This window comes from Mucilaginibacter gotjawali (genome assembly GCF_002355435.1).
GTDB lineage: Bacteria > Bacteroidota > Bacteroidia > Sphingobacteriales > Sphingobacteriaceae > Mucilaginibacter > Mucilaginibacter gotjawali.
The window spans coordinates 533,676-556,337 of sequence record NZ_AP017313.1 but is presented as its reverse complement, the minus strand read 5'-3'; the positions used below and the strand labels follow the sequence as shown (position 1 = coordinate 556,337).

22 protein-coding genes and 1 tRNA gene are annotated in these 22,662 nt (G+C 45.9%); 14 read left to right on the top strand and 9 right to left on the bottom strand.

Going from position 1 to position 22,662, the window contains the following annotated elements; all coding sequences use genetic code 11:
- Nucleotides 1-37 precede the first annotated feature (37 nt).
- The 7 genes from MgSA37_RS02555 to MgSA37_RS02525 all read left to right on the top strand — a co-directional run bounded on the left by MgSA37_RS02555 (nucleotide 38) and on the right by MgSA37_RS02525 (nucleotide 5,911).
- Nucleotides 38-1,258 (top strand): 3-deoxy-D-manno-octulosonic acid transferase, encoded by a 1,221-nt coding sequence (locus tag MgSA37_RS02555; protein ID WP_096349705.1) that lies wholly within the window; start codon nucleotides 38-40, stop codon nucleotides 1,256-1,258.
- A gap of 145 nt (nucleotides 1,259-1,403) precedes the next feature.
- Nucleotides 1,404-2,492 (top strand): glycosyltransferase, encoded by a 1,089-nt coding sequence (locus MgSA37_RS02550; protein ID WP_096349704.1) that lies wholly within the window; start codon nucleotides 1,404-1,406, stop codon nucleotides 2,490-2,492.
- Nucleotides 2,493-2,586: 94 nt separating this feature from the next.
- On the top strand, nucleotides 2,587-3,438 hold the full coding sequence (locus tag MgSA37_RS02545) for a 4-hydroxy-3-methylbut-2-enyl diphosphate reductase (protein WP_096349703.1): 852 nt from the start codon (nucleotides 2,587-2,589) through the stop codon (nucleotides 3,436-3,438).
- A gap of 160 nt (nucleotides 3,439-3,598) precedes the next feature.
- Nucleotides 3,599-4,645 (top strand): ferrochelatase, encoded by a 1,047-nt coding sequence (hemH, locus tag MgSA37_RS02540; protein WP_096349702.1) that lies wholly within the window; start codon nucleotides 3,599-3,601, stop codon nucleotides 4,643-4,645.
- 181 nt (nucleotides 4,646-4,826) lie between these two features.
- Nucleotides 4,827-4,900, top strand: a tRNA-Ala gene (locus MgSA37_RS02535).
- Nucleotides 4,901-5,094: 194 nt separating this feature from the next.
- The gene (locus tag MgSA37_RS02530) at nucleotides 5,095-5,733 is read left to right on the top strand and encodes a hypothetical protein (protein WP_096349701.1); all 639 of its coding nucleotides are present in this window, start codon (nucleotides 5,095-5,097) and stop codon (nucleotides 5,731-5,733) included.
- On the top strand, nucleotides 5,717-5,911 hold the full coding sequence (locus MgSA37_RS02525; protein ID WP_096349700.1) for a hypothetical protein: 195 nt from the start codon (nucleotides 5,717-5,719) through the stop codon (nucleotides 5,909-5,911). The genes MgSA37_RS02530 and MgSA37_RS02525 overlap by 17 nt, the downstream gene beginning before the upstream one ends.
- Here the strand turns inward: MgSA37_RS02525 and MgSA37_RS02520 are convergent.
- From MgSA37_RS02520 to MgSA37_RS28045, 4 genes are all read right to left on the bottom strand, one after another.
- Nucleotides 5,893-6,636: a DUF72 domain-containing protein gene (locus MgSA37_RS02520; protein WP_096349699.1), complete on the bottom strand. Its 744-nt coding sequence runs from the start codon at nucleotides 6,634-6,636 to the stop codon at nucleotides 5,893-5,895. The genes MgSA37_RS02525 and MgSA37_RS02520 overlap by 19 nt on opposite strands.
- 13 nt (nucleotides 6,637-6,649) lie before the next feature.
- Nucleotides 6,650-7,078, bottom strand: a complete 429-nt coding sequence (locus tag MgSA37_RS02515) for a DUF1003 domain-containing protein (protein WP_096349698.1) — start codon at nucleotides 7,076-7,078, stop codon at nucleotides 6,650-6,652.
- 276 nt (nucleotides 7,079-7,354) lie between these two features.
- Entirely contained in the window at nucleotides 7,355-9,583 is a 2,229-nt protein-coding gene (katG, locus tag MgSA37_RS02510) for a catalase/peroxidase HPI (RefSeq protein ID WP_311732894.1), read from the bottom strand.
- A 441-nt stretch (nucleotides 9,584-10,024) separates the two neighbouring features.
- On the bottom strand, nucleotides 10,025-10,186 hold the full coding sequence (locus MgSA37_RS28045; protein WP_157750391.1) for a hypothetical protein: 162 nt from the start codon (nucleotides 10,184-10,186) through the stop codon (nucleotides 10,025-10,027).
- Nucleotides 10,187-10,501: 315 nt separating this feature from the next.
- On the opposite strand from MgSA37_RS28045, the gene MgSA37_RS02500 reads away from it, so the two are divergent.
- The 5 genes from MgSA37_RS02500 to MgSA37_RS02475 all read left to right on the top strand — a co-directional run bounded on the left by MgSA37_RS02500 (nucleotide 10,502) and on the right by MgSA37_RS02475 (nucleotide 15,835).
- Nucleotides 10,502-10,876 (top strand): hypothetical protein, encoded by a 375-nt coding sequence (locus tag MgSA37_RS02500; RefSeq protein ID WP_157750390.1) that lies wholly within the window; start codon nucleotides 10,502-10,504, stop codon nucleotides 10,874-10,876.
- A 258-nt stretch (nucleotides 10,877-11,134) separates the two neighbouring features.
- Nucleotides 11,135-12,484: a TolC family protein gene (locus tag MgSA37_RS02490; protein ID WP_232010771.1), complete on the top strand. Its 1,350-nt coding sequence runs from the start codon at nucleotides 11,135-11,137 to the stop codon at nucleotides 12,482-12,484.
- A gap of 11 nt (nucleotides 12,485-12,495) precedes the next feature.
- Nucleotides 12,496-13,776, top strand: a complete 1,281-nt coding sequence (locus MgSA37_RS02485) for an efflux RND transporter periplasmic adaptor subunit (protein WP_096349693.1) — start codon at nucleotides 12,496-12,498, stop codon at nucleotides 13,774-13,776.
- On the top strand, nucleotides 13,773-14,522 hold the full coding sequence (locus MgSA37_RS02480; protein WP_096349692.1) for an ABC transporter ATP-binding protein: 750 nt from the start codon (nucleotides 13,773-13,775) through the stop codon (nucleotides 14,520-14,522). Before MgSA37_RS02485 ends, MgSA37_RS02480 begins: the two co-directional genes overlap by 4 nt.
- A gap of 92 nt (nucleotides 14,523-14,614) precedes the next feature.
- Nucleotides 14,615-15,835, top strand: coding sequence for an ABC transporter permease (locus MgSA37_RS02475; RefSeq protein ID WP_096349691.1), 1,221 nt, complete (start codon nucleotides 14,615-14,617; stop codon nucleotides 15,833-15,835).
- A 115-nt stretch (nucleotides 15,836-15,950) separates the two neighbouring features.
- Here MgSA37_RS02475 and MgSA37_RS02470 read toward each other — a convergent pair whose 3' ends face one another.
- From MgSA37_RS02470 to efp, 5 genes are all read right to left on the bottom strand, one after another.
- A complete protein-coding gene (locus MgSA37_RS02470; RefSeq protein WP_096349690.1) occupies nucleotides 15,951-16,559 on the bottom strand; it encodes a hypothetical protein in 609 nt (202 codons plus the stop codon).
- 96 nt (nucleotides 16,560-16,655) lie between these two features.
- On the bottom strand, nucleotides 16,656-17,219 hold the full coding sequence (locus MgSA37_RS02465; RefSeq protein WP_096349689.1) for a hypothetical protein: 564 nt from the start codon (nucleotides 17,217-17,219) through the stop codon (nucleotides 16,656-16,658).
- Nucleotides 17,220-17,256: 37 nt separating this feature from the next.
- A complete protein-coding gene (gene selD / locus MgSA37_RS02460) occupies nucleotides 17,257-18,306 on the bottom strand; it encodes a selenide, water dikinase SelD (protein ID WP_096349688.1) in 1,050 nt (349 codons plus the stop codon).
- Between the two features lie 63 nt (nucleotides 18,307-18,369).
- Nucleotides 18,370-19,398, bottom strand: coding sequence for a tRNA 2-selenouridine(34) synthase MnmH (mnmH, locus tag MgSA37_RS02455; protein ID WP_096349687.1), 1,029 nt, complete (start codon nucleotides 19,396-19,398; stop codon nucleotides 18,370-18,372).
- A 122-nt stretch (nucleotides 19,399-19,520) separates the two neighbouring features.
- Complete coding sequence (gene efp, locus MgSA37_RS02450) at nucleotides 19,521-20,081, bottom strand: elongation factor P (protein ID WP_096349686.1); 561 nt, start codon at nucleotides 20,079-20,081, stop codon at nucleotides 19,521-19,523.
- 210 nt (nucleotides 20,082-20,291) lie between these two features.
- On the opposite strand from efp, the gene MgSA37_RS02445 reads away from it, so the two are divergent.
- Together MgSA37_RS02445 and MgSA37_RS02440 are read left to right on the top strand one after the other, a co-directional pair.
- Nucleotides 20,292-20,741 carry a DUF6252 family protein gene (locus MgSA37_RS02445; RefSeq protein WP_096349685.1) on the top strand — a complete coding sequence of 150 codons (450 nt, stop codon included), beginning with the start codon at nucleotides 20,292-20,294 and terminating at the stop codon, nucleotides 20,739-20,741.
- Nucleotides 20,742-20,980: 239 nt separating this feature from the next.
- A complete protein-coding gene (locus MgSA37_RS02440; protein WP_172885283.1) occupies nucleotides 20,981-22,660 on the top strand; it encodes a glutamine--tRNA ligase/YqeY domain fusion protein in 1,680 nt (559 codons plus the stop codon).
- Nucleotides 22,661-22,662: the final 2 nt, after the last annotated feature.

The window sequence follows — 22,662 nt, the reverse complement described above, 5'->3', positions numbered from 1 at the left end:
CTTTTACGGATTGCGAAGTTACTAATTCAAAACCAAAATGTTGCTAATATACAATGCCGCAATACGTTTATATTTTGTAGTTGTCTGGATATTTTCCTTTTTTAATAAAAAGGCGAAACTCTGGATCAGCGGTCGTAGCAAACAGTCCTTTGTACGTCAAAAGGATGCTATTTGGTTTCATTTTTCTTCACTGGGCGAATTTGAACAAGGACGCCCGGTTTTAGAAGCGATAAGACAAAAATATCCTGAAAATAAAATAGTTATTACTTTTTTTTCACCCTCGGGATACGAGGTTAGAAAAAACACCATCCTTGCCGATGCCGTTTATTACTTACCCCTTGATACGGCGCGAAATGCAAAGGAATTTTTAGATTTGATTCAACCCAAACTGGTTATATTTACCAAATACGAATACTGGTATAATTTTTTTAAGGAAATGTATCGCAGGGATATACCATTGTATATTATTTCTGGTATTTTTAGACCAGGACAAATATTTTTTAAATGGTATGGCGGACTGCACCGGAAAATGCTGGGCTTTGTTACCTGGTTTTTTGTGCAGGATGATAAGTCGAAACAATTATTGAAAAAAATAGGGAAAGAACAAGTTACGGTTAGCGGCGATACCCGTTTTGACAGGGTATGGCAGAACGCGCTTGCCCCAAAAGAACTGCCACAGATAGCGGCATTTAAAAACGGGCAAAAAGTATTTATTGCAGGCAGCACCTGGCCCGAAGACGAATACCTTTTAGCCGAACTGGTAGCCGGGTACCCCGGCTGGAAGTTTATTATCGCCCCGCACGAAATTGATAATGATCAACTTGATCGCCTGATGGAATTGCTGCCAACGGAATCATCGGCCCGGTATTCTATCATCTCCAGCTTAAATGGCAATTTTAGTAACCTGCGCGTATTGGTAATCGATAATATCGGAATGTTGTCATCCCTTTACCGGTATGGAGAAATAGCCTATATTGGCGGCGGTTTTGGTGCGGGGATCCATAACACGCTGGAAGCCGCTGCTTTTGGCCTGCCTGTCATATTCGGCCCCAATTATACCCGGTTTAAAGAAGCGAACGACCTGGTTGCTTTAAAGGTGGGATTCAGCATTACAAATGGAGAACAACTGACCGCTATTATGGAAACCCTGGTAAACGATGATGCCTTTTATTCGGCCGCGAATAAAAAAATATTGACTTATGTAAAAGAGCATACCGGGGCAACTAACACCATTTTGAACCATATTGAAAAAAAATAGTGAGCGGCTAATTGTGAACACTTTTCACAAATTACCGCCACTATCCATAATTGACTATTCACTGATCCACTATAACTCAATTTACAGGCGTGATAATCCGTTGTTATATGAAGTATATTTACTTATTTGCAGTGGGAATTAATAAATGATCATTGCTGTTACCGTTACCCTGTTTTTTGTTGTTTTGCGGTTTACCGTAACGCTTTTTAATTTTTTATCAAATCCAAAATTAACCAGGGTAAATAAGCACTATACCGATTTTGTTTCGATACTGATCCCTGCCCGCAATGAGGAGGCTAATATCCTTAAACTATTAAAAGCAATCCAATTGCAGGATTATAAAAACTACGAGGTTATTGTGTATGATGATGAATCATCGGATAATACTTATCAGATCTGTACAGACCATGCGGCTAAATATCAGCATGTAAGCGTAATAAAGGGCGGAACACTTCCTGACGGCTGGACGGGTAAAAATCATGCCTGCCACCAATTGGCGGGCAAAGCTAAAGGCGACTATCTTCTATTTTTAGATGCAGATGATACGGTGAACAACGGTTTGATCAACAGCGCCGTTCATCGGATGAAGTTATATAAACTGGCCTTGCTCAGTCTTTTCGCCAACCAGGAAATGGAAACCTTTGGTGAACATGTTACGGTGCCCCTTTTGCATTATTTGTTATTAAATTTATTGCCGCTCAGGCTGGTTTTTTTAACCAAAAGTGCTGCTGTGGCAACAGCCTGCGGGCAGTTTATGCTTTTTGATGCGGATGTTTACAGGCAAAATGCATGGCACCAGCTTGTAAAAGATAAGATAGTTGAGGATGCCGGCATTATGCGCGAAGTTAAAATTGCCGGGTTCAATGGCGATGTATTACTGGCTAACGGTATGATGGATTGCCGCATGTACCGCAGTTACAGCGAAGCGATAACCGGTTTCAGCAAAAATGCACTTGCGGCGTTCAATTATAGCATTGCAGGATTATTGATTTATTTGCTGATGCTACTGAGCGGCCCGATGATCGTGATCACGACCCTCAATTTTAGCCTGATCTTTTTTATGGGAGGTTTAATTTTATTAACCCGTGTGATGATTTCGTTGTCTGCAGGCCAAAATGTGTTATACAATATCCTGCTGCACCCCGTTCAAATGATCAATATGGCCATTATCGCATTCCTCTCAATCCAAAAACATCTTACCAAAACAGTTGTTTGGAAAGGAAGAAGGGTATAGGTATGTGTTGCTATGGAGAGTGTAAAAGCAATTTCACTTTCGGACTTACCGACTTTTCGGACTTTCGGACTTTTTAACGTAATTTTGCAGCACAATGGGTGATTATCAGCTACAGGTTACTATCGATCAGGATTCGGGCTTTTGCTTTGGCGTAGTATATGCCATTGATATGGCCGAAGAGATACTGGAAGAAGACGGTTATTTATATTGCCTGGGCGATATTGTGCATAATGATGAAGAGGTTGCCCGTTTAAAAGCAAAAGGTTTAAGGATAATTGAACATGCCGATTTGGTTAACCTGTCGAATGAGAAAGTGCTGATCCGTGCGCACGGCGAAGCGCCTGATACCTACCGGATAGCCCTGGAAAATAATATTACGCTGATTGACGCCTCCTGCCCCGTAGTTTTAAAGCTGCAGAACCGCATTAAAACTTCTTTCGATGCCAACGAAAAAATCCTGATTTTCGGTAAACACGGCCATGCCGAAGTTGTTGGCCTGCAGGGGCAAACCAATAATGAGGCACTGGTTTTCCAGGATATTGCCGAGCTGGATCATGTGGAGCTGCCAAAAAACATTACACTGTACAGCCAGACCACCAAAAGCATGGAGAAGTTCTACAGTATTAAAGACCAGCTTTTGCAACGGGGCTATGACCTGAAGGCCAACGATACCATTTGCCGCCAGGTGTCCAACCGTGACCAGGACCTGCCCAAATTTGCTGCAAAATTCGATAAGATTGTCTTCGTTTCGGGAGTAAAATCATCCAACGGCAAAGTTTTGTATGAAGTTTGCCGCAAGCATAACCCCAATACTTATTTTATATCTTCCCCCTCTGAATTAAAAAATACGATGTTCGCTCCGGGCGATAAAGTAGGCATTGCCGGCGCTACCTCCACCCCCATGTGGTTGATGCAACAGGTTAAAGGCGTTTTGCAGGCTTATTAATTAGTAACTTTTAGGGGGATCGGGCAAAATTTTAAGCATCAGTGGCAGTTGAATTTTATTAAATCCGCGTGCTCTTCTTTCCTCACTTTCCTTGTTTTCTTTCACACAAAAAAAAACACTAATCTCCAATCTCTAATCACTATTTTTGCGTAACAATAATATGTCGAAAAAAGGAGTTTTACTGGTTAATTTGGGCACGCCCGATAGTCCGGAAACCAGGGACGTTCGTAAATACCTGGATGAGTTTTTAATGGACCCTCGGGTGATCGATATCAACCCGGTATCAAGGGCACTCCTTGTAAAGGGCATTATCGCCCCGTTCCGCAGTCCAAAATCAGCCAAATTATATAAGGCCATCTGGCACGATAAAACCGGCTCTCCCCTGTTGTATTACAGCCAATTGCAACACCAGTTATTGCAGGAACGTTTGGGCGGCGAGTATATGGTTGAACTGGCCATGCGCTACCAGACCCCGTCGATTGAAGCCGCGTTAAACAGGATGAAAGCCGCTTTGGTGGATAGTATCCAGGTGATCGCCTTATTCCCGCAATATGCTTCGGCAAGTACCGGCTCGGTTTATGATAAGGTGATGGAACTGGTACGCAAATGGCAAACTATCCCCTCCATCTCTTTTGTTAATTCGTTTCATGATAACGAGCTGATGATTGAAACCTTTGCCAACAATGGCAAAAAATACAAACCCGAAACTTACGACCATATCCTGTTCAGTTTCCATGGCCTGCCGCAGCGCCAGCTGATCAAATGCGACCATACCGGCAAATATTGCTTAAAGGTGGACAATTGCTGCAATACCCTTAATGATACCAACAAATTTTGCTATTCGGCACAATCGTATGATACCGCCCGGCTGATCGCCGAAAAATTGAATCTCCCTAAAGAGAAATATTCTATTTGTTTTCAATCGAGATTGGGAAAAGATCCCTGGGTGCAGCCATATACCAGCGAAGTAGTGGCCAAACTGGCCGCCGAAGGAAAAAAGCGCCTGCTGGTATTTTGCCCCGCCTTTGTTGCCGACTGCCTGGAAACCGTTTACGAAGTGACGGTTGAATATGGCGACGAATTTAAAGCCCTCGGCGGCGAACACGTACAACTGGTGGAAAGCCTGAACGATTCGCCTACCTGGATCGATGCGCTGGAGCAGATGGTGCGGGGGGTTAAGTCCCCAGTCGGAAGTCTGAAGGCTTAAGGGCGTCGCCGGTCAGGTAACAATGGGCAAAAAAAGGCAATTTTTAAAATTCGTTTTACAAGTTTGTCATTGAGCAACTTTTTGTTACTTTTGCCGACCGCAGATCAGTTTGCTGCAGGCATTTTTAAGAAACGGTAAAACAACTGCAACCTGCACACCGCCTGCTGCAAACTAAAAACAAGGGGGATTAGCTCAGCTGGCTAGAGCGCTTGCATGGCATGCAAGAGGTCATCGGTTCGACTCCGATATTCTCCACCTGACAATCAGCCACTTACAAATATTTGTAAGTGGCTTTTTTATTCCGGCATAAAACCGCTGCTTCATTTAACCCTCGTTATTAGAACAATTTTCTCAGGTTCAAGGCACCCAGGTCGAAAAGCAACAACAAACCGGTGAAAAGTAAATTGAAAAATCGGAAAACAAGGCGCGGTCAAAGACGTTGCTTAGATATGAAAACAGCGTCAGATCAATTACCTACGCAGGAGACCGGACGGCAGACTGATTTTACACACGAGCAAAAATACCCTAACGTGGAATCGGCGCATAAAGCTTTCCTGGCTGCTGCAGGGCGCATGCTTTCGGTAAATAACTGGCACGCATACGCCGGAGGCGCTTCGGCAAAATTTACGCTTTGCAATAACCTGGGCATTGAGGTTGACCAGATGGCCGGGCAAGGGGCGTTCATCAGTATCGACCTGCCGGGACCCGGCCCCGATGCCGGCGACGGCCTGGAATGGGTGATGATTGAAAAGCTGGTGACGGAGGGCGGCGCCAATACAGCGGAAGAATATACGCTGATGACGGTGCGCCCGATGCCTGAACCGGGAAAAGATAATACCGAGATAGCGCATTTTTATAAGGACGTGTCAACGAGCACCTTTGTAGTGCGCCGTGACGGACTGCTACTGAGCGCGGGCGCACACGGCCGTAATGAAACGCCAAACAATGAACGGGTTGACCTGCATGATAAGATCAGGAATACTGCCATAGCGCTGATGGCCAGGGTAGGCCTATCCGGAATGCAGTGGCAAAAACTGGTAAATGGTTTAATTGAATATCAAGAAGCGAAAAATGGGAAAACAACATGATACATTCCCGGGCGAAAAACCGGAAATGCCGGTACCACAGGAACGGCCCGAAATAAACCGGCCTTCAGATCCCGCGGAACCCGAAGTGCCAGCCGAAGACCCGCAGGTAGTACCCGATGAGATCCCGGCGGAAAGGCCTTTGCCTGAAACACCTGGTGTTCAGCCTGGTGAAATCTGAGTCAGGCAGTGCTTTAAAAAGTTCAGGTTTTGGAGCGCGGCGCCCGCGGTGTTATTGAAATAACAAAACACGGCCCGGCCTTCCTGCTGCCACTCCGCTATATAGTTTGCATATTCGGAGAGGAATGCTTCGCTGTAACTGCCCTTGTAATTACCCGAAGGGCCGTGGAAGCGCAGATAAACGAGGGCATCAGCCGTAAGTTCCAGCGGAGTAGCTGATTTGGGCATATCCTGGATAACCATCGCCGCCTGGTAAGCATTCAACAATTCGAATATGCTGTCGCGGTACCACGACGGATGCCGGAATTCGACCGCTGCCCGCCAGTCATATGCTTTAACCGACTTTAAAAGCTCCTGTAACTGCGGTTTCGCGTTAGCTTGAAGCCCTGGCGGAAACTGGATCAGCAGGCATCCTCTTTTTTCATTAGCCGACGATATCGCCTCCATAAAACGGGTGACATCATTGTTGTTAAACAAAAGTTCTTTTTGATGCGTGATCCCTTTCCAAAGCTTAAAGGTGAAAAGAAATTGATCCGGCACCTCAGCAACCCACCTGCTGATCGTTTTGGCCCGGGGCAGTTTATAAAACGAGCTGTTGATCTCGATGCTGTTTTGATGCAGGGCATAAAATGCCAGTCTTGATTTATCGTGGTGTTCAGGGGGAAAATCCCGCTTTGGCATAGCGAGCAGCAAACCGCTGGTACCGCCATAAAATTGATGTGTCATCTGGCGTTAAATCTTAAACTGTTTTCTTTTTTTCGTGCTTGTCCACTTGCAACAGTTCCAGTATTTTATCCAGTTTTTCAATCTCGATGACGTTTAATCTTTCTATAAGTAACTCTATCTCTTTTTTTGCTTCTAAATTGGTCCTGTAATCCTGTTCGGCGTGGTGGCGGTCACGTTCGCTCTGGCGGTTCTGTGCCATCATGATGATCGGCGCGGCATACGCAGCCTGGGTGGAAAACAACAGGTTTAACAGGATGAACGGATAGACGTCCCAATGGCGCATAAAACCCACAACATTTAGCAACATCCAGGCACCAACGATGGCTGTTTGTATGATGATGAAGCGCCAGGAGCCCATGCCGCTTGCGACAGTATCGGCAAGGCGCTGTCCGAATTTCGATGCTTCTCTGTGTTTTTCGTGCCAATTTTTACTATGTTCCATAGATGTGATTTTTTTTATTCCCTAATAACTCGCATGTTCTGCATTTGTTTAGATTGATTTCCAATTTGTCAAAGACACTACATTAAATTATATTTCATTTGCCTGGTGCTACAAAATAAGGCAGGCAAAAACGTTGATTGACGTTGAATAAACAGGGTTGGGCAAAACATAGATCGGGAAATAAATGCGCCATTTATTTAAATGGTTTGTACGATGAAATAACCATAAAAAAAGCGGCACGTTACCGTACCGCCTTTAAAAAAAATAAAGTACCAACTAAATTAAATCAAACCGGTCCAGGTTCATCACCTTGGTCCAGGCCGCCACAAAGTCATGCACAAATTGCGCCTGCGCATCTTCACAGGCGTAAACTTCGGCTACGGCCCTTAGCTCGGAATTGGACCCGAAGACCAGGTCGGCACGGGTGCCTGTCCATTTAATTTCGCCTGTCTTGCGGTCAGCGCCGGTAAATATTTTCCCGGCATCCGAGGTAGGTTTCCAGGTGGTGCCAAGGTCAAGCAGGTTCACAAAAAAGTCGTTGCTGAGTACGCCGGGGCGCCTGGTAAACACGCCATGCTGCGCCCCATCGAAATTCGTGTTCAACACGCGCATGCCGCCAACCAAAACGGTCAGTTCGGGTGCCGTCAGTGTCAACAGTTGTGCCTTATCTATCAGCATTTCCTCAGGCAGCGCCGTTTGGCGGTTGCTGTAATAATTGCGGAAACCATCTGCAGCAGGTTCAAGCACCGCGAACGACTCCACATCGGTTTGCTCCTGCGATGCATCTGTCCTTCCGGGAGTGAAACGCACTTTCACTTCGTGTCCGGCATTCTTTGCAGCCTGTTCAACAGCGGCGCTGCCACCTAAAACAATCAGGTCAGCCAGCGAAACTTGTTTACCACCGGGCTGGCCACCGTTGAACTCCGATTGAATCCCGCCAAGCGTTTCTAACACTTTTGCTAATTCTGCGGGTTTGTTTACTTCCCAGTCCTTTTGAGGTGCCAGGCGGATGCGTGCGCCGTTGGCGCCACCACGCTTATCAGAACCTCTGAAGGTTGAAGCCGAAGCCCATGCAGCAGATACCAGTTGCGATACCGAAAGTCCCGACGCAAGGATCTTGCTCTTCAGCGCGGCGATATCCCCGTCGTTGATCAGTTCATGCGTAACGGATGGTATTGGGTCCTGCCAGATCAATTCTTCTGCAGGCACTTCCGGACCGAGGTAACGGGCGCGCGGCCCCATATCGCGATGGGTGAGTTTGAACCAGGCACGGGCAAAAGCATCTGCAAAATGATCAGGGTTTTCATGAAAGTATCTCGAGATCTTCTCATAGGCAGGGTCAACACGCAGGGCTATGTCCGTAGTGAGCATCGTTGGGGCATGGCGTTTTGCCGGATCGTGTGCATCGGGCACGGTATCGGCGCCTGCGCCATCCTTCGGTTTCCATTGATATGCACCGGCAGGGCTTTTGGTAAGCTGCCATTCGAAGCCGAAGAGATTTTCAAAATAGTTATTGCTCCATTGGGCCGGCGTAGTGGTCCATGCACCTTCCAGGCCGCTGGTAATGGTATCGTCTGCGTTGCCGGTGCCGTAGGCGTTTTTCCAGCCGAGGCCCTGTTCTTCTATCGGTGCCGCTGCAGGTTCCTTTCCTACATATTTTCCGGGGTCGGCAGCGCCATGGGTTTTCCCAAAAGTGTGGCCACCTGCAATAAGTGCAACGGTCTCTTCGTCATTCATGGCCATGCGGCCGAAGGTTTCGCGGATGTCACGGGCCGAAGCAGCCGGGTCGGGGTTTCCGTTAGGGCCTTCAGGGTTCACATAGATCAACCCCATCTGCACGGCAGCCAGCGGGTTCTCCAGTTCACGGTCGCCGGTATAGCGGTTGTCTCCCAGCCACGTACTTTCGGCTCCCCAATAGATATCTTCGGATGGCTCCCATACGTCTGCCCGCCCGCCGCCAAACCCAAAGGTTTTAAGGCCCATTGATTCCAGGGCGCAGTTGCCGGTGAGGATCATCAGATCGGCCCATGAGAGTTTTTTGCCGTATTTCTTTTTTATCGGCCACAGCAGCAGGCGTGCTTTGTCCAGGTTTGCATTATCGGGCCAGCTGTTCAGCGGTGCAAAACGTTGGGTACCGAAGCCGGCGCCTCCGCGACCGTCAGAGATACGGTATGTACCCGCACTGTGCCAGGCCATCCGGATAAAGAACGGGCCATAATGACCATAATCGGCCGGCCACCAGTCCTGCGACGTGGTCATCAGGTCGAAGATGTCCTTTTTCACTGCCGCCAGGTCAAGGCTCTTAAATTCCTCAGCATAATTAAATGCCTCTCCCATCGGGTTTGAAAGCGATGAGTTTTGACGAAGTATGTTTAATTTTAGTTGGTTAGGCCACCAGTCGCGGTTTCTGGTACCACTGCCTGCGCTTTGTTTGAGTGCGCCACCAAGAAACGGACACTTTGCCGCATCGTTAGGTGTAGGCCCTTCAGAGATCATATTTGCCATAATTCAGTAGATTGGTTTTGAGTTTCTAATTTAGGATAATAGCATTAACCGGTCAATTAATTTTTTGCACAGTTCCAACCAACCCCACTTCCGGGTATTGATGGTAAAGACAGCACGAAATTGGCTTAAACCTCATTCAAATATAACAGTTGTATAAGCCTTTGGGTTGTTTCGAATAAATTTTACATGCAAATTATTTGGAGGGGTTAAAAACCGCTAAAAAAATACTGCAGAGAATATGCATAGAGGCAAACAGGCCACCATCAAAGGAATATTTTAGCTATAATTTTTTGATAATAGGTGTGAAAAAACGAACCGCAGACGGCATCAGGCAGGCCGGAAGAGCAGTTCCTCATTTTCAACAAAAAAGCCTTTAGAAAACTGATCTAAAAGCTTTTTTAAAGGCCCGTTGAAAAGCCTTGTTTAAAAGATGGACTACTTTCAGGAATGTTTGGTGGAATCCTTCTTCATTGGTTTTTTGGTGGTATCACTTTTTGATTTTTTATGCTTTGAGGTGTCTTGCTGCATAGCAGTGTGAGCAGTTGCGGCAAAAGTTCCGAAAGTAAAAGCTGATAACATCAGCACTGTAAATAGCTTTTTCATAGTTTCTTGTTTGTTTTATGTTTAACTAATTTCAATAACAATGAACAAAACGATGCCAGAAAACACAAAACACTACATTACACACATAATCAATAACTTATAAAATTGAAAACGTTTTATAATTGTTGAGTTATTCCACAATGTGAAGAGAAAAGCAACAAAACCGGCTTCGCAAAAAAATTAACAGGAAAAAATTGAATGGTACCAGTTGTCAATACAAATCCCCTGAAAAAAATCCGTTTTTCAATAACCCGAATTTTCAGAAACAATTAGAGTCTTTCCTCCGTAAAAGTGCTTATAAAAAAAATCTATTACATGGATCGTAAATATCTTTTTGGAATTGAGGATGGCGGCAGAACCGCAGGGATGGTGAGTTATTTCTTTGTGATAGGATGGTCTATCGGGTATTTCGGCTTTCATCAACCTAATAAAAACACTTTAAGCGCTTTTCACTTAAGGCAAACCTTGTTTTTATATCTTACTTACCTGGCCATTTGGTTTGGCTTGACCCTGGTGTCGCATACCTTCGTGCAATCCTCCGGTATCTTTACTATTTACCTGTTAAAAATAGTGATAACACTGGTCTTCCTTACTTTTTGGGTAATCGGGCTAAATGCGGCAACCAATTCGGAAGAAAAGCCGATGCCTCTGCTAGGGAACTTTGCACAAAGCGTTTTTGCCTTTATTTAGCAGGCTCATCCTTTCTGTATCACCATATCAACGGGCTTGAAATTGAACTGCAAAATAGTTCCATTTCAAGCCTTTTATTTTTTTAGCGATTTCTTTTAACGCGCCTGTTTAAGTGGCTGAAATGATGTTCCCGGGTTATCTTCTCCGGGGTTGTAATTTATTATAACTTGCAGTCAATCAAATATTTTACAAACTAAATCATAAAATATTTGTTCCTCATTTGATACCTTTAAACAATTCCCGGTACGGGTTAAAACTATGCCGTTAAAACCAAAATTTCTTTTATCGCTGGTGTTGCTCCTGGCCTGTTTCAACAACCTTTTTGCGCAGGACAGTACCCTTATGGGCACTACCATAAACTGGGACCTGGCAAAATGCATTGACTACGCAAAAAAGAACAACATCTTGATCAACACCTACCGTTTGTCGCTGTTAACCAGTCAGCAGCAATACTTACTGGCAAAGGCTGCCAGGCTGCCAAATTTAAGCGGCAGTGCTACACAAAACTTTAGTCATCAAAATGCGGGGAGTTACGATCCGGCGACGGGGACTGGCGGCGGCTCCGGGCTTAGCGCTTCGGGGTCATATAGTTTAAATTCATCGGTAACCTTGTACAATGGCAATTTAATTAATAACACCATTCAGCAGGCCAACCTTTCGGTTGAATCGGCCAACCTGAGTATTATACAACAGGAAAATGATATCACCCTGCAAATTACGCAGGCTTACCTGGCTGTTTTGCTGGATAAGGAAAATATTATTTATGATACCGATTTGGTGAACACATCTGCAACCCAGGTAAAACTGGAACAGCAGAAATATGATGTAGGGGCGGTGGCCCGTTATGCACTTATCCAACTGCAGGCGCAGCAATCAACCGACCAGTTTACGCTTATCAATGCAAAAAACACCGAAAAGGGCGATCTCCTCACCCTAAAACAATTGCTGCTTTTAACCAGCGATGTAAATTTCGACATTATAAAGCCCGATACCATTGTACCAATTGATACGGTTACGGCATTTAAAACTGTTGAGCAAACGGCCCTGCAAAACCGCCCCGAAGTAAAAAGCAGCGAACTGGGTGTAAAAATTGCGCAATATGGCGTGGATATAGCAAAGGCCGGTTACAAGCCCGTTTTATCGGCAGGTGGCGCGCTTAATACCAGCTATAGTACCGGCCAGGGGAGTTTGCCTTACCAGTTGAACAACAACTTTAACCAGGAAGTAGGGCTTACGCTTTCGGTACCCATTTTTACCAGGAGGGTGGTAAAAACCCAGGTAGAAGAAGCTAAAATAAACGTGGACCAGGCCGACCTCAACTTAAAAAACACCCGGATCACCTTATCACAATCAGTTGAGCGCGCTTACCTGAATGTGACTAACGCCAAAAGCCAGTACGATGCCGCATTGCAGCAATATAATTTCAATAAGGAGGGCTACCGCATTGCTACCGAACAACTAAAGGTGGGCGCTATCAACACGGTGGATTATTCGGTACAAAAAAACCTTTTTATACAAGCACAGCAGGCCTTTATACAGGCAAAATATAACGAATTACTTACCCTGAAGATCTATGATTTTTACAGAGGAATACCTATTAAACTTTAAAACGGGCTATCATGAAACCAATAGTAAAAAAAATCCTTGTCGTTGCGGTGGTATTGATAGCCATAGTACTGGTTTGGGTCATATTTTTTCGCACAAAAGAAATTCCGGCAACGGTAGTAACACAAAAACCGGTTTATGGTTATATCGCCCAAAGTGTTACCGCTACAGGTAGAATTGAACCGGTTGATACCGTGACTGTGGGCACCCAGGTATCAGGCATCATCAGTTCTTTATATGTCGATTTCAATTCGAAAGTAAAAAAAGGCGAACTTTTGGCGCAACTGGATAAATCATTGCTGCAGGCTACGCTCGATCAGTATAAAGGCGTTTTGCAAAATGCGCAAAGCCAGTTGTTGTTTGCAAAAAACAATTACGAGCGGCAAAACACCTTGTTTAAAGCGGAGGCCATCAGCAAGGCTGATTTTGACAGTGCGCTGAATACCTATAACGCGGCGCAAGCAGGCGTTGCCAGCGCGCAGGCACAGGTACGGCTGGCGCAAAAAAATTTATCCTATGCAGATATTTATTCGCCGATTGACGGAGTGATCCTGAACCGCAGCATCAGTATCGGGCAAACGGTGGCGGCAAGTTTCAGCACCCCTACCCTGTTCATCATCGCCAAAGATATCACCAAAATGGAAGTGCAGGCCAACGTAGATGAAGCAGATATAGGCGATGTAAAAGCCGGTGACCGGGCATCGTTTACTGTAGATGCTTTTATTAACGACCGGTTTGGCGGAAAGGTAACCGAAATACGCCTGCATCCCACGGTATCAGCAAATGTGGTTAACTATACCACCATTATCAACGCGCCGAATGACGATATGAAACTAAAACCGGGGATGACGGCCAATATCATCATCTATACAAAAGAAGTTAACAATGCTATGCTCATTCCATCAAAAGCGCTCGCTTTTGCCCCGGATTCTTCATTGATGGCGAACTACCAGATTGAAGGGCGTGTTAGCAAAAAAAGCAAACGCAAAGCAGCCGGCGCTGCCGGAACCAATGCTAGCAGCCAGGTTTCGCATACCGCCAAAAGCCGGAGCGATACTTCGGGCGTAGTTAAACAAAAAGCATCGGTGTGGATATTGCAGGGAACCAAACTGGTACAAAAAAGAATAGAGATAGGCCTGAACGACAATACTTCGGTTGAAGTATTGTCCGGCTTAACAGAAAACGACCAGGTGGCGGTGGGCATCAATGGTGGGGCTAAAGGCTCGGGGGCGGCATCGGTTGGCGGCAGCCCGTTTATGCCAAAACGGCCATCAGGAGGCGGCAGAACGCGATGAGCAAAAAGATATTAGAAATAAAGGATTTGAAACGCGATTTCATAATGGGCAGCGAAACGGTACATGCCCTGCGGGGAGTTACCTTTGACGTACTGGCCGGCGAGTTTGTTACCATTATGGGCAGCAGCGGGTCGGGTAAAACAACTTTATTGAATATTTTGGGATGCCTGGATAAACCGTCCATCGGCGATTATTTTTTGGATGGTGTAGACGTTAAAAGTTTATCGCGTGACGAACTGGCCCAATTGCGCAATCATAAAATTGGTTTTGTTTTTCAATCATATAACCTGTTACCGCGTACTACCGCGCTTGAAAATGTGGAGTTGCCTCTACTGTACAACAAAGAGGTAAGTGCCGTTGAGCGCCGCGAAAGGGCTATGCATGCTTTAGAATCGGTAAAACTAGCCGAGCGGATGGACCACACCCCAAGCCAGCTTTCCGGCGGGCAGCAGCAGCGGGTTGCGATAGCAAGAGCCCTGGTTAACGAGCCGGTAATGATACTGGCAGACGAAGCCACCGGCAACCTTGACAGCCGTACATCCTACGAGATCATGGCCCTGATGCAGGAACTGAACAGTCACCAGGGAAAAACCATTGTGTTTGTAACGCACGAACCGGACATTGCTTCCTTTAGCAGCCGTACTATACAGTTACGTGATGGCAGAATACAAAAAGACTTTCAGATAGCAGATAAACGTTCGGCAGCGGAAGTGTTGAAAAACTTGCCGCATACAGATGATTATTAATAGTGAGTTGGTGAATTAGTGAATGGTTGCATTTATCAAACCTCCCCAACGACTCAATGACATAATGACCCAATGAGAAATGACCAAAAAGGATGAGTTTAATTAACCTGATACGGATTGCTTTAAAGGCGCTGCAGCGAAACAAGCTGAGAGCCTTGTTAACCATGCTTGGTATTATTATCGGGGTGGCGGCGGTTATCGCGATGGTGGCTATCGGCCAGGGGTCGAAACAAAGCATTCACGACCAGCTATCGAAGATGGGCACCAATATGATCACCGTACAGGCGGCGAGTAATTTAACCGGCGGCGTAAAAATAGCGGGGAGCAGTTTCCAAACGCTTACCATTAAAGATATTGTCGCCCTAAAGGCTAACCCGGTTTATATTACAGAAGTATCGCCCTCGGTTTCCGCTAAAGGACAGTCCATCAATGGTGCGCTTAACTGGCCTACAACCATGGCCGGCGTAGCGCCAGAGTATCTCGACATTCGTAAATTAACCATTAGGGATGGTATCGCCTTCAGCGACAATGATGTTTTAACCTCTGCCAAAGTTTGTTTGATAGGGCAAACGGTTATTGATAACCTTTTCCCGAACGGCGAAAACCCCATCGGCAAGGTGATCCGTTTCGGTAATATCCCATTCCAGGTTATCGGCGTGTTAAGCGCCAAAGGTTTCAACGCCTTCGGGCAAGACCAGGACGATATATTAATCGCACCCTATACATCGGTACAAAAGCGTATTCTCGCTACCATCTATTACCAAAACATCTACGCTTCGGCAGTTGATGAGTCGGTTACCGATTCGGCTGTGAGCGAAATGACCAGGGTACTGCGGACCTCCCACCGTTTAACTAACGCGGAGGACAATGACTTTACCGTACGTACCCAGCAGGAACTGATCGCCACGCTCAGTTCCACCAGCGGTCTGCTTACCGTTTTATTAACAGTTATTGCCGGCATCTCCCTGGTGATCGGCGGTATCGGGATTATGAACATTATGTATGTATCAGTAACAGAACGTACCCGCGAGATCGGGCTTCGTATGTCTATAGGCGCCCGGGGCAAGGATATATTGCTGCAGTTTTTGATGGAAGCAATTTTGATCAGTTTAACCGGCGGGGTTATAGGTGTGCTGCTGGGTTTTCTGTCTACCTGGCTGGTAACCCTGTTACTCAAATGGCCAACAGTAGTTTCCAACTCTTCGGTATTGTTATCCTTTGTTGTTTGCGCCCTTACCGGTATTTTCTTTGGCTATTATCCAGCACAAAAAGCTTCCAGGCTCGATCCGATTGAGGCTTTGAGGTATGAATGATGGAGCGATTTCGGATTGCGGAATTTCGATTTCGGAATTATTTTTGATTTATTTTGAATGCGGATTGCGGAAGGCCGAATGCGGAATAGTATTTAGCGATCTTTTTGCCTAATTTCTACCAAAACATTTCTTCCTCCGATTTTCCCTCGTGGTGCAGTTTAAAGGCCTTATAAAAGTTTAGTATGATCATTGGCACCCACATGTATATCCACAAATCATGCTGAGTTGTATTCCTGATAAGTTGGCGTTGAAAGTCATACTTTGTTAGTTCATCGCCACCTTTTGCAAGGAAAAGTGCGCAATAGAAATCCGATGTGTGGTCTTGACCGATGCTCAACGCTAAAAAAATCATCACACAAAGAGAAAGCGCAAGCCAAAACAAATTCAAGCTTCTTTTTGAAAAAACATTGTCATATTTAAGCTTAAAAAAATACCAGGCGAATGCCATGCCGCATGCTGCTTTTAAAATATCGACCATTATGTTTTCATCCTGGTGGGTCAGTAAAAGGCGATCCCAAAAACTATTGGGCGTCACCTTCACATCGAACACCTCCACTTTGGTATCTGCTGTTTTATACCCCTTTATATAAGCAGTAGTATCCAGATTATTTTCTTTATAAACCGTAATAGTTTGAGGCCCCTTCAATTGCGGAACAATAGAAAATAATTGGGCAAAAACATAAAAACCAATTATTATAATGCTTAAATATTTAAAGGCTACCATGAGGTTTTTGGCTCAGGAAAAATGAGGTGATATAAATATAGAAAAATGTGTTAATATTTATGAGATTGTATGATTTGGTGATGTGAGATTTTTTTGTCAGACCGACGCTGTTATACCTTGCTGCGCTGCTTTTATCCGGTCAATAATAGTTTGCGCATTTTTACGGTTACGGCCCATGGAAACTACGGAGCTTCGTTTTTGAAGGTCGCAGATACTGTTGACCCAAACCTGGTTATCCGGCAGGAGAATCGTAATCTGTTCGCCCCAACTGCCCGAAAAGAAACCCGGGTTGGTTGTCGCTTCATAAATTTTGGCTGATGTAAAATGTCCATTCCATTTTAATTGGGCTGCCACCTTTTCAATAATGGCTTTTATTTGGTCATGCGTTAAAGTTGTTTGAATGACCTTAAACTTCAATCGCCTTTTTTGAATAAAGAAAAACAGGCAGCCCAATACCAGCGGCACGGCAATAAACCAGGCTTCCCCCGCTTTAAAAGGCAACGGATCACTTTTAAAATACCCAAATAAATGAGCTAAAACCAGCGTGGCTGGGAAGATCAGCGTATAAAAAGGCAGGCCAAAATGGCTGGACTTTTCCCAAAAGCCGTTTAGATGTAACTCCCTTGTGGCTATTGATGTATCGTATTGTTCCTGGGTCAACGTATAAAAGTTTATACCATTAAAATTACAAAAAAATCTATACCACCCTTACGAGCGGTTCGTCTGCCCTTTCCTCCAGCCACCCAATAGGCAAAATACATTTTTCAGCGACGCCATTTTCGCGCAGCAAAGCTTCAAAGGCTGCAAGATTAGCGGTATCAACGGCAATGAGAAGGCCGCCGCTGGTTTGCGGGTCAGCAAGGATGGTTTTTTGTTGATCGGTAAGTGGCGCTATTTTATGGCCATAGCTTTTCCAGTTACGGACGGTGCCGCCGGGGATACAGCCCAGGGCAAGGTATTCATCAACGGCTTCAATTTTGGGGATCTTATCAAACTCAATCACAGCCTGCAGGTTGCTGCCTTCGCACATTTCGGCCAGGTGGCCCAGCAGGCCGAAGCCGGTAACATCCGTCATCGCTTTTACTTCGGGCAGGGCACCCATTACTTCACCAATTTTGTTGAGCATGCACATACTTTGCAGGGCTGTGGCGGCATCCTCAGGTTTTAAAACACCACGCTTTTGTGCTGTGCTTAATATGCCTACGCCTAACGCTTTAGTGAGGTATAAGCGGCAGCCGGCGGTAGCCGTGGAATTTTGTTTAAGATTTTCAACCTGCACAATTCCATTAACCGCAAGCCCGAAGACAGGTTCCGGGCAATCAATGCTATGGCCGCCTGCTAAAGTAATGCCGGCTTCTGCACAAACGGCACGCGAGCCTTCCAGTACTTTTTGGGCCGCTTCCGCAGGAATCTTGTCTATTGGCCAGCCTAATATCGCAATAGCCAGCACGGGTTTGCCGCCCATGGCGTATACATCGCTGATGGCATTTGCCGAAGCAATGCGGCCGAAATCATAAGCGTCATCCACAATCGGCATAAAAAAGTCGGTGGTGGAGATAAGCGCCGTGCCATTGCCCAGATCGAATACAGCGGCATCATCGCGGGTATCATTACCCACCAGCAAACGGGCATCTGGCGCATGTTTGATGGGGCTATGCAATATGGTGTCCAATATTGCCGGACTAATTTTACAGCCGCAGCCCGCGCCATGCGAGTATTGGGTAAGTTTTATATTTTCGGTATCCATGTTTTGAAAGCTATAAACTGAATGCGTAAAGCAGAAAGTTAGAAATATTGATTATCGATAGTCTTATTTCAATTTATTTTCCAGCGCCATAATGAGCCTGGCATTGGCCAGGGCGTCCGCGCTATCAGCATTAATTTCTGTAATTTTTGCCTGGTCACGTTTGCTCAAGCCGTTTCGGTAGGTTTTATCATAGTAAACCAATACAGTTCGGATAAAATCGGCAATGCGGTCTTCGTCAATGGCGATGATCGCATTTTTTGTTTGTTCGGGGCCGAGGCGTTTCCAGATCTTTTGGGTACATTCTTTCAGGAAGTCTTTATTGAGCACACCATATTCGCCCACCAAAAAATCAACCCTTGCTTCGGGCGGGACTTTAAGTACCGTGATAGGTGCATCCCGCATTTGGTGAAATAAGCCATTGGGGATAAAACGTTTGCCAATAGTGATGCTTTCGTCTTCCACCCATACCGGCCGCTCACGATCAAGGAAGCGGAGTACTGCAGCCAGGTTGTTTTCAAACTGTTCCTGCGTAGGCTGCTCCAACCCATTCATCGACCCAAAAGCCGAACCCTGGTGTTGCGCCAGGCCCTCCAGGTCGATCACCTGTTCGCCCAGTGCTTTCAGTTGGTGCAAAACCTTTGTTTTACCCGAGCCAGTTAAACCGCCCAATACCCTGATGTTAAATTTTTCCGCAAAGGTATCAAGTGTTCTGCGGCGATAATGTTTATAGCCACCTGTTAACAGGTAAACATCGAAACCATACAGATCCAAACACCAGGCCATGGCGCCACTGCGCATACCGCCGCGCCAGCAGTGAACGGCTATTTTTTTATTAGGGGCTATCTCCAGCGCCTGTTTGATGAATCCCGACCATTTGGAACCTGTGAGGTCAAACCCCAATAAAATTGCGTCCTCGCGACCTACTTGTTTGTAAGTAGTGCCTACTTGCACACGCTCTTCGTTACTGAAGAGGGGAATATTGTGCGCCCCGCAAATATGGCCCTGTGCAAACTCAGCAGGGGTGCGTACGTCAACCACAGGGATATTACTATCCAACTGCAAAAAGGTATTGATGCCTGTGTTTTTGATCATGACGATGGGTAAGGCAAGTTGCAAAAATTAACCCACAAATCCAGCACAACGTCATCGCAATAACGGGGTGGTGGTTTTATGGGTTAAATAATATGCCTGGAATAAAACGAAGCTCCTCGCCCCTATTTCACGCGCTCCACGTATTCGCCGGTGCGGGTATCTACTTTAACTTTATCACCCTGGTTTACAAAAAGCGGCACTTTTATTTCTATGCCATTTTCGGTGGTGGCAGTTTTTAATGCGCCTGATGAGGTATCCCCTTTGACGGCAGGCTCGGCATAGGTAATTTCGAGTTCAACAAAGTTGGGCGCCTGGGCCATTATGGCCTCTTCACTTTCAAACGAGACGATTACGCTCATGCCCTCCTTAAGGAACCGGGCTGATGGGCCAAACAATGATTTGGCGATGTTATGCTGATCGTAGGTGGTATTATCCATAATTACCATGTAATCGCCTTCGGCGTACAGGTATTGAAAATCATTGGTTTCAACACGGCAAATCTCCACCTGCTCATCGGTAGCTAAGCGGGCCTCAACCACCCTACCAGTTTTGATATTACGAAACTTATCTAAATAAAATGCTCCGCCTTTGCCTGGTGTACGGTGCAACACTTCGGTAACGCTTACCAGTTCGCCATTAAAACGTAATATGTTCCCTACTTTAATTTCAGATGCTTTTGCCATGAGAATGCGCTTGTAAAATTTGTGTCCAAAGATAGATTAAGTTATGAGAATTGCCGGGGTAAAAAAAATTTGCCCTTTTTAATGCTTATTGCAGAATGTTGAATGCGCAATGGGCTTCATTTAAACAGCAGTTAGGGTAATTATTTTTTTCAGGTTGACATTTGGGTAGCGCTGTGATTTTTTACTACCTTGCATCAAAAACCTAATATCATGAAACCAATTAAATGGGCATTTTTAGCGCTTATTGTATTCGCTATCACCCTCAATTCCTGTAAAAAAAGCGCCACTAAGCCGGCAGTAACCAACAGCATCGCGCTTAAATTTAACGGAACGGCATATAGTACCTCTACCATCACCGCAGCATACAGCAAAGGCGCATTACAAATCATCGGGAGTTTTGTCAGCAGCACCAGTCTTTATATAGCTATTCCTAATAACGTTAAGGTTGGCAGCTTCGACCTTGCAACCGGCGCGGGCGCCGCTACTTTTGGTACCGGGCCTTCTGCCGCGTTTTTTGGCGACTCGGGCAATGTAACCATCACTTCATTTACCAGTACTACTGTGGCCGGAACATTTGCATTTCACGGAACAGACCTTTCCACCGGCAGTACCTGTAATGTTACCGAAGGTACTTTCCAGGCCACTTACTCCACGCAATAACAAACAGCTAAATTCGCCCAGCCAGTAAACCGGCATCATATTGCGGGTTTTACAGGGGGGGGGGCCGGATAGATCAGCGTATTGATGTAGGGTGTTTTGTTTTTGACCAAATCTGCGAGTGAAGCCAGGAGATAAAAGAAATGCCGGAACTTCGCAACACTTACCTATAGTGTTTTTACCCACCAATTCAACGCGCATTCCCCAATTTTTCCTATTTTTGCCTTCTGTTATACTATATCATGAGTGAAGAAAGGTCATTAAATTTTTTAGAAGAGATTGTTGAAGAGGATTTACGTACCGGCAAGTATGCCGGCAGGGTACTTACCCGTTTCCCGCCTGAGCCAAACGGTTACCTGCATATCGGCCACGCCAAATCCATCTGCCTTAACTTTGGGCTTGCCCTTAAATATGGCGGCAAAACCAATCTCCGCTTTGATGACACCAACCCTGTTAAGGAAGATATTGAATATGTTGACAGTATTAAGGAGGATGTAAAATGGCTCGGTTTTGAATGGGCCAATGAATTATATGCTTCGGACTATTTTGATACGCTATATGAATTTGCGGTCGTACTGATAAAAAAAGGACTGGCTTATGTAGATGATAGCAGCGCCGAGGAAATAGCGGCCCAAAAAGGTACGCCAACGGAAGCCGGCACACCAAACCAGTTCCGCGCCCGCAGCGTGGAAGAAAACCTGGCTTTGTTTGCTGATATGAAGGCAGGAAAATACCCGGATGGCGCTAAGGTTTTGCGCGCGAAAGTCGACCTGGCATCGCATAACATGCACCTGCGTGACCCTTTGATGTACCGCATTAAACACGCCAACCATCACCGTACCGGGGATACCTGGTGTATTTACCCCATGTACGACTTTGCACACGGGCAGTCGGATGCCATCGAAGAGATCACGCATTCCATCTGCACGCTGGAGTTTATCCCGCACCGCGACCTGTATAACTGGTTTATTGAACAACTCGAGATCTTCCCATCCAAACAATATGAATTTGCAAGGCTGAACCTTAATTATACCGTTATGAGCAAGCGCAAGCTGCTGCAACTGGTTACCGAGGGCCATGTTGAAGATTGGGACGATCCGCGTATGCCTACCATCAGCGGCCTGCGCCGCCGTGGCTATACCCCGGCCTCTATCCGCGATTTCTGTGACCGTATCGGCGTAGCCAAACGCGAGAACATGATCGATGTCAGCCTGCTGGAGTTTTGCATCCGCGAAGATCTGAACAAAACCGCCTGGCGCCGTATGGCTGTGCTTGACCCGATCAAAATGGTGATCACTAATTATCCTGAGGATGAAACGGAAACCATGTTTGGCGAAAACAACCCCGAAGCAGAAGGCGGCGAAGGTGGCCGGGAGATTCCTTTCAGCCGTGAGCTTTGGATTGAGCGCGAAGACTTTATGGAAGAACCGCCTAAAAAGTTTTTCCGCCTGGGGGTGGGTTTATCTGTGAGGTTGAAAAGCGCCTATATTGTTACCTGCAACAGCTTTGTTAAGGATGCTGAAGGCAATGTGACGGAGATCCACTGCACTTACCTGCCTGAAAGCAAATCGGGCCATGATACCAGCGAGCTAAAGGTAAAAGGCACTATCCACTGGGTGAGTGTGGCCCATGCTAAAACTGCCGAAGTGCGCCTGTACGACCGCCTTTTCCAGGTAGAGGACCCAAGTAATGAAGACAACGACTTTAAAGAATATTTAAACCCGCACAGTTTGCAAATACTCCCCAACGCCTATATAGAGAACGATTTGGCGACGGCTATCCCCGGTAAGGGTTACCAGTTTATCCGCAAAGGATATTTTACGCTGGATAAGCACTCCACCGCAGATAAGCTGGTGTTTAACCGCACGGTAACGCTGAAGGATAGTTGGAAGGCCCCCCAACCCCCTAAAGGGGGAGCATAGCG

Coding starts and splice junctions, on each gene's coding strand:
- MgSA37_RS02555 (WP_096349705.1), top strand. CDS start 38: ATGTTGCTAATATACAATGCCGCAATACGTTTATATTTTGTAGTTGTC.
- MgSA37_RS02550 (WP_096349704.1), top strand. CDS start 1,404: ATGATCATTGCTGTTACCGTTACCCTGTTTTTTGTTGTTTTGCGGTTT.
- MgSA37_RS02545 (WP_096349703.1), top strand. CDS start 2,587: ATGGGTGATTATCAGCTACAGGTTACTATCGATCAGGATTCGGGCTTT.
- hemH (WP_096349702.1), top strand. CDS start 3,599: ATGTCGAAAAAAGGAGTTTTACTGGTTAATTTGGGCACGCCCGATAGT.
- MgSA37_RS02530 (WP_096349701.1), top strand. CDS start 5,095: ATGAAAACAGCGTCAGATCAATTACCTACGCAGGAGACCGGACGGCAG.
- MgSA37_RS02525 (WP_096349700.1), top strand. CDS start 5,717: ATGGGAAAACAACATGATACATTCCCGGGCGAAAAACCGGAAATGCCG.
- MgSA37_RS02520 (WP_096349699.1), bottom strand. CDS start 6,636: ATGACACATCAATTTTATGGCGGTACCAGCGGTTTGCTGCTCGCTATG.
- MgSA37_RS02515 (WP_096349698.1), bottom strand. CDS start 7,078: ATGGAACATAGTAAAAATTGGCACGAAAAACACAGAGAAGCATCGAAA.
- katG (WP_311732894.1), bottom strand. CDS start 9,583: ATGGCAAATATGATCTCTGAAGGGCCTACACCTAACGATGCGGCAAAG.
- MgSA37_RS28045 (WP_157750391.1), bottom strand. CDS start 10,186: ATGAAAAAGCTATTTACAGTGCTGATGTTATCAGCTTTTACTTTCGGA.
- MgSA37_RS02500 (WP_157750390.1), top strand. CDS start 10,502: ATGGATCGTAAATATCTTTTTGGAATTGAGGATGGCGGCAGAACCGCA.
- MgSA37_RS02490 (WP_232010771.1), top strand. CDS start 11,135: ATGCCGTTAAAACCAAAATTTCTTTTATCGCTGGTGTTGCTCCTGGCC.
- MgSA37_RS02485 (WP_096349693.1), top strand. CDS start 12,496: ATGAAACCAATAGTAAAAAAAATCCTTGTCGTTGCGGTGGTATTGATA.
- MgSA37_RS02480 (WP_096349692.1), top strand. CDS start 13,773: ATGAGCAAAAAGATATTAGAAATAAAGGATTTGAAACGCGATTTCATA.
- MgSA37_RS02475 (WP_096349691.1), top strand. CDS start 14,615: ATGAGTTTAATTAACCTGATACGGATTGCTTTAAAGGCGCTGCAGCGA.
- MgSA37_RS02470 (WP_096349690.1), bottom strand. CDS start 16,559: ATGGTAGCCTTTAAATATTTAAGCATTATAATAATTGGTTTTTATGTT.
- selD (WP_096349688.1), bottom strand. CDS start 18,306: ATGGATACCGAAAATATAAAACTTACCCAATACTCGCATGGCGCGGGC.
- mnmH (WP_096349687.1), bottom strand. CDS start 19,398: ATGATCAAAAACACAGGCATCAATACCTTTTTGCAGTTGGATAGTAAT.
- efp (WP_096349686.1), bottom strand. CDS start 20,081: ATGGCAAAAGCATCTGAAATTAAAGTAGGGAACATATTACGTTTTAAT.
- MgSA37_RS02445 (WP_096349685.1), top strand. CDS start 20,292: ATGAAACCAATTAAATGGGCATTTTTAGCGCTTATTGTATTCGCTATC.
- MgSA37_RS02440 (WP_172885283.1), top strand. CDS start 20,981: ATGAGTGAAGAAAGGTCATTAAATTTTTTAGAAGAGATTGTTGAAGAG.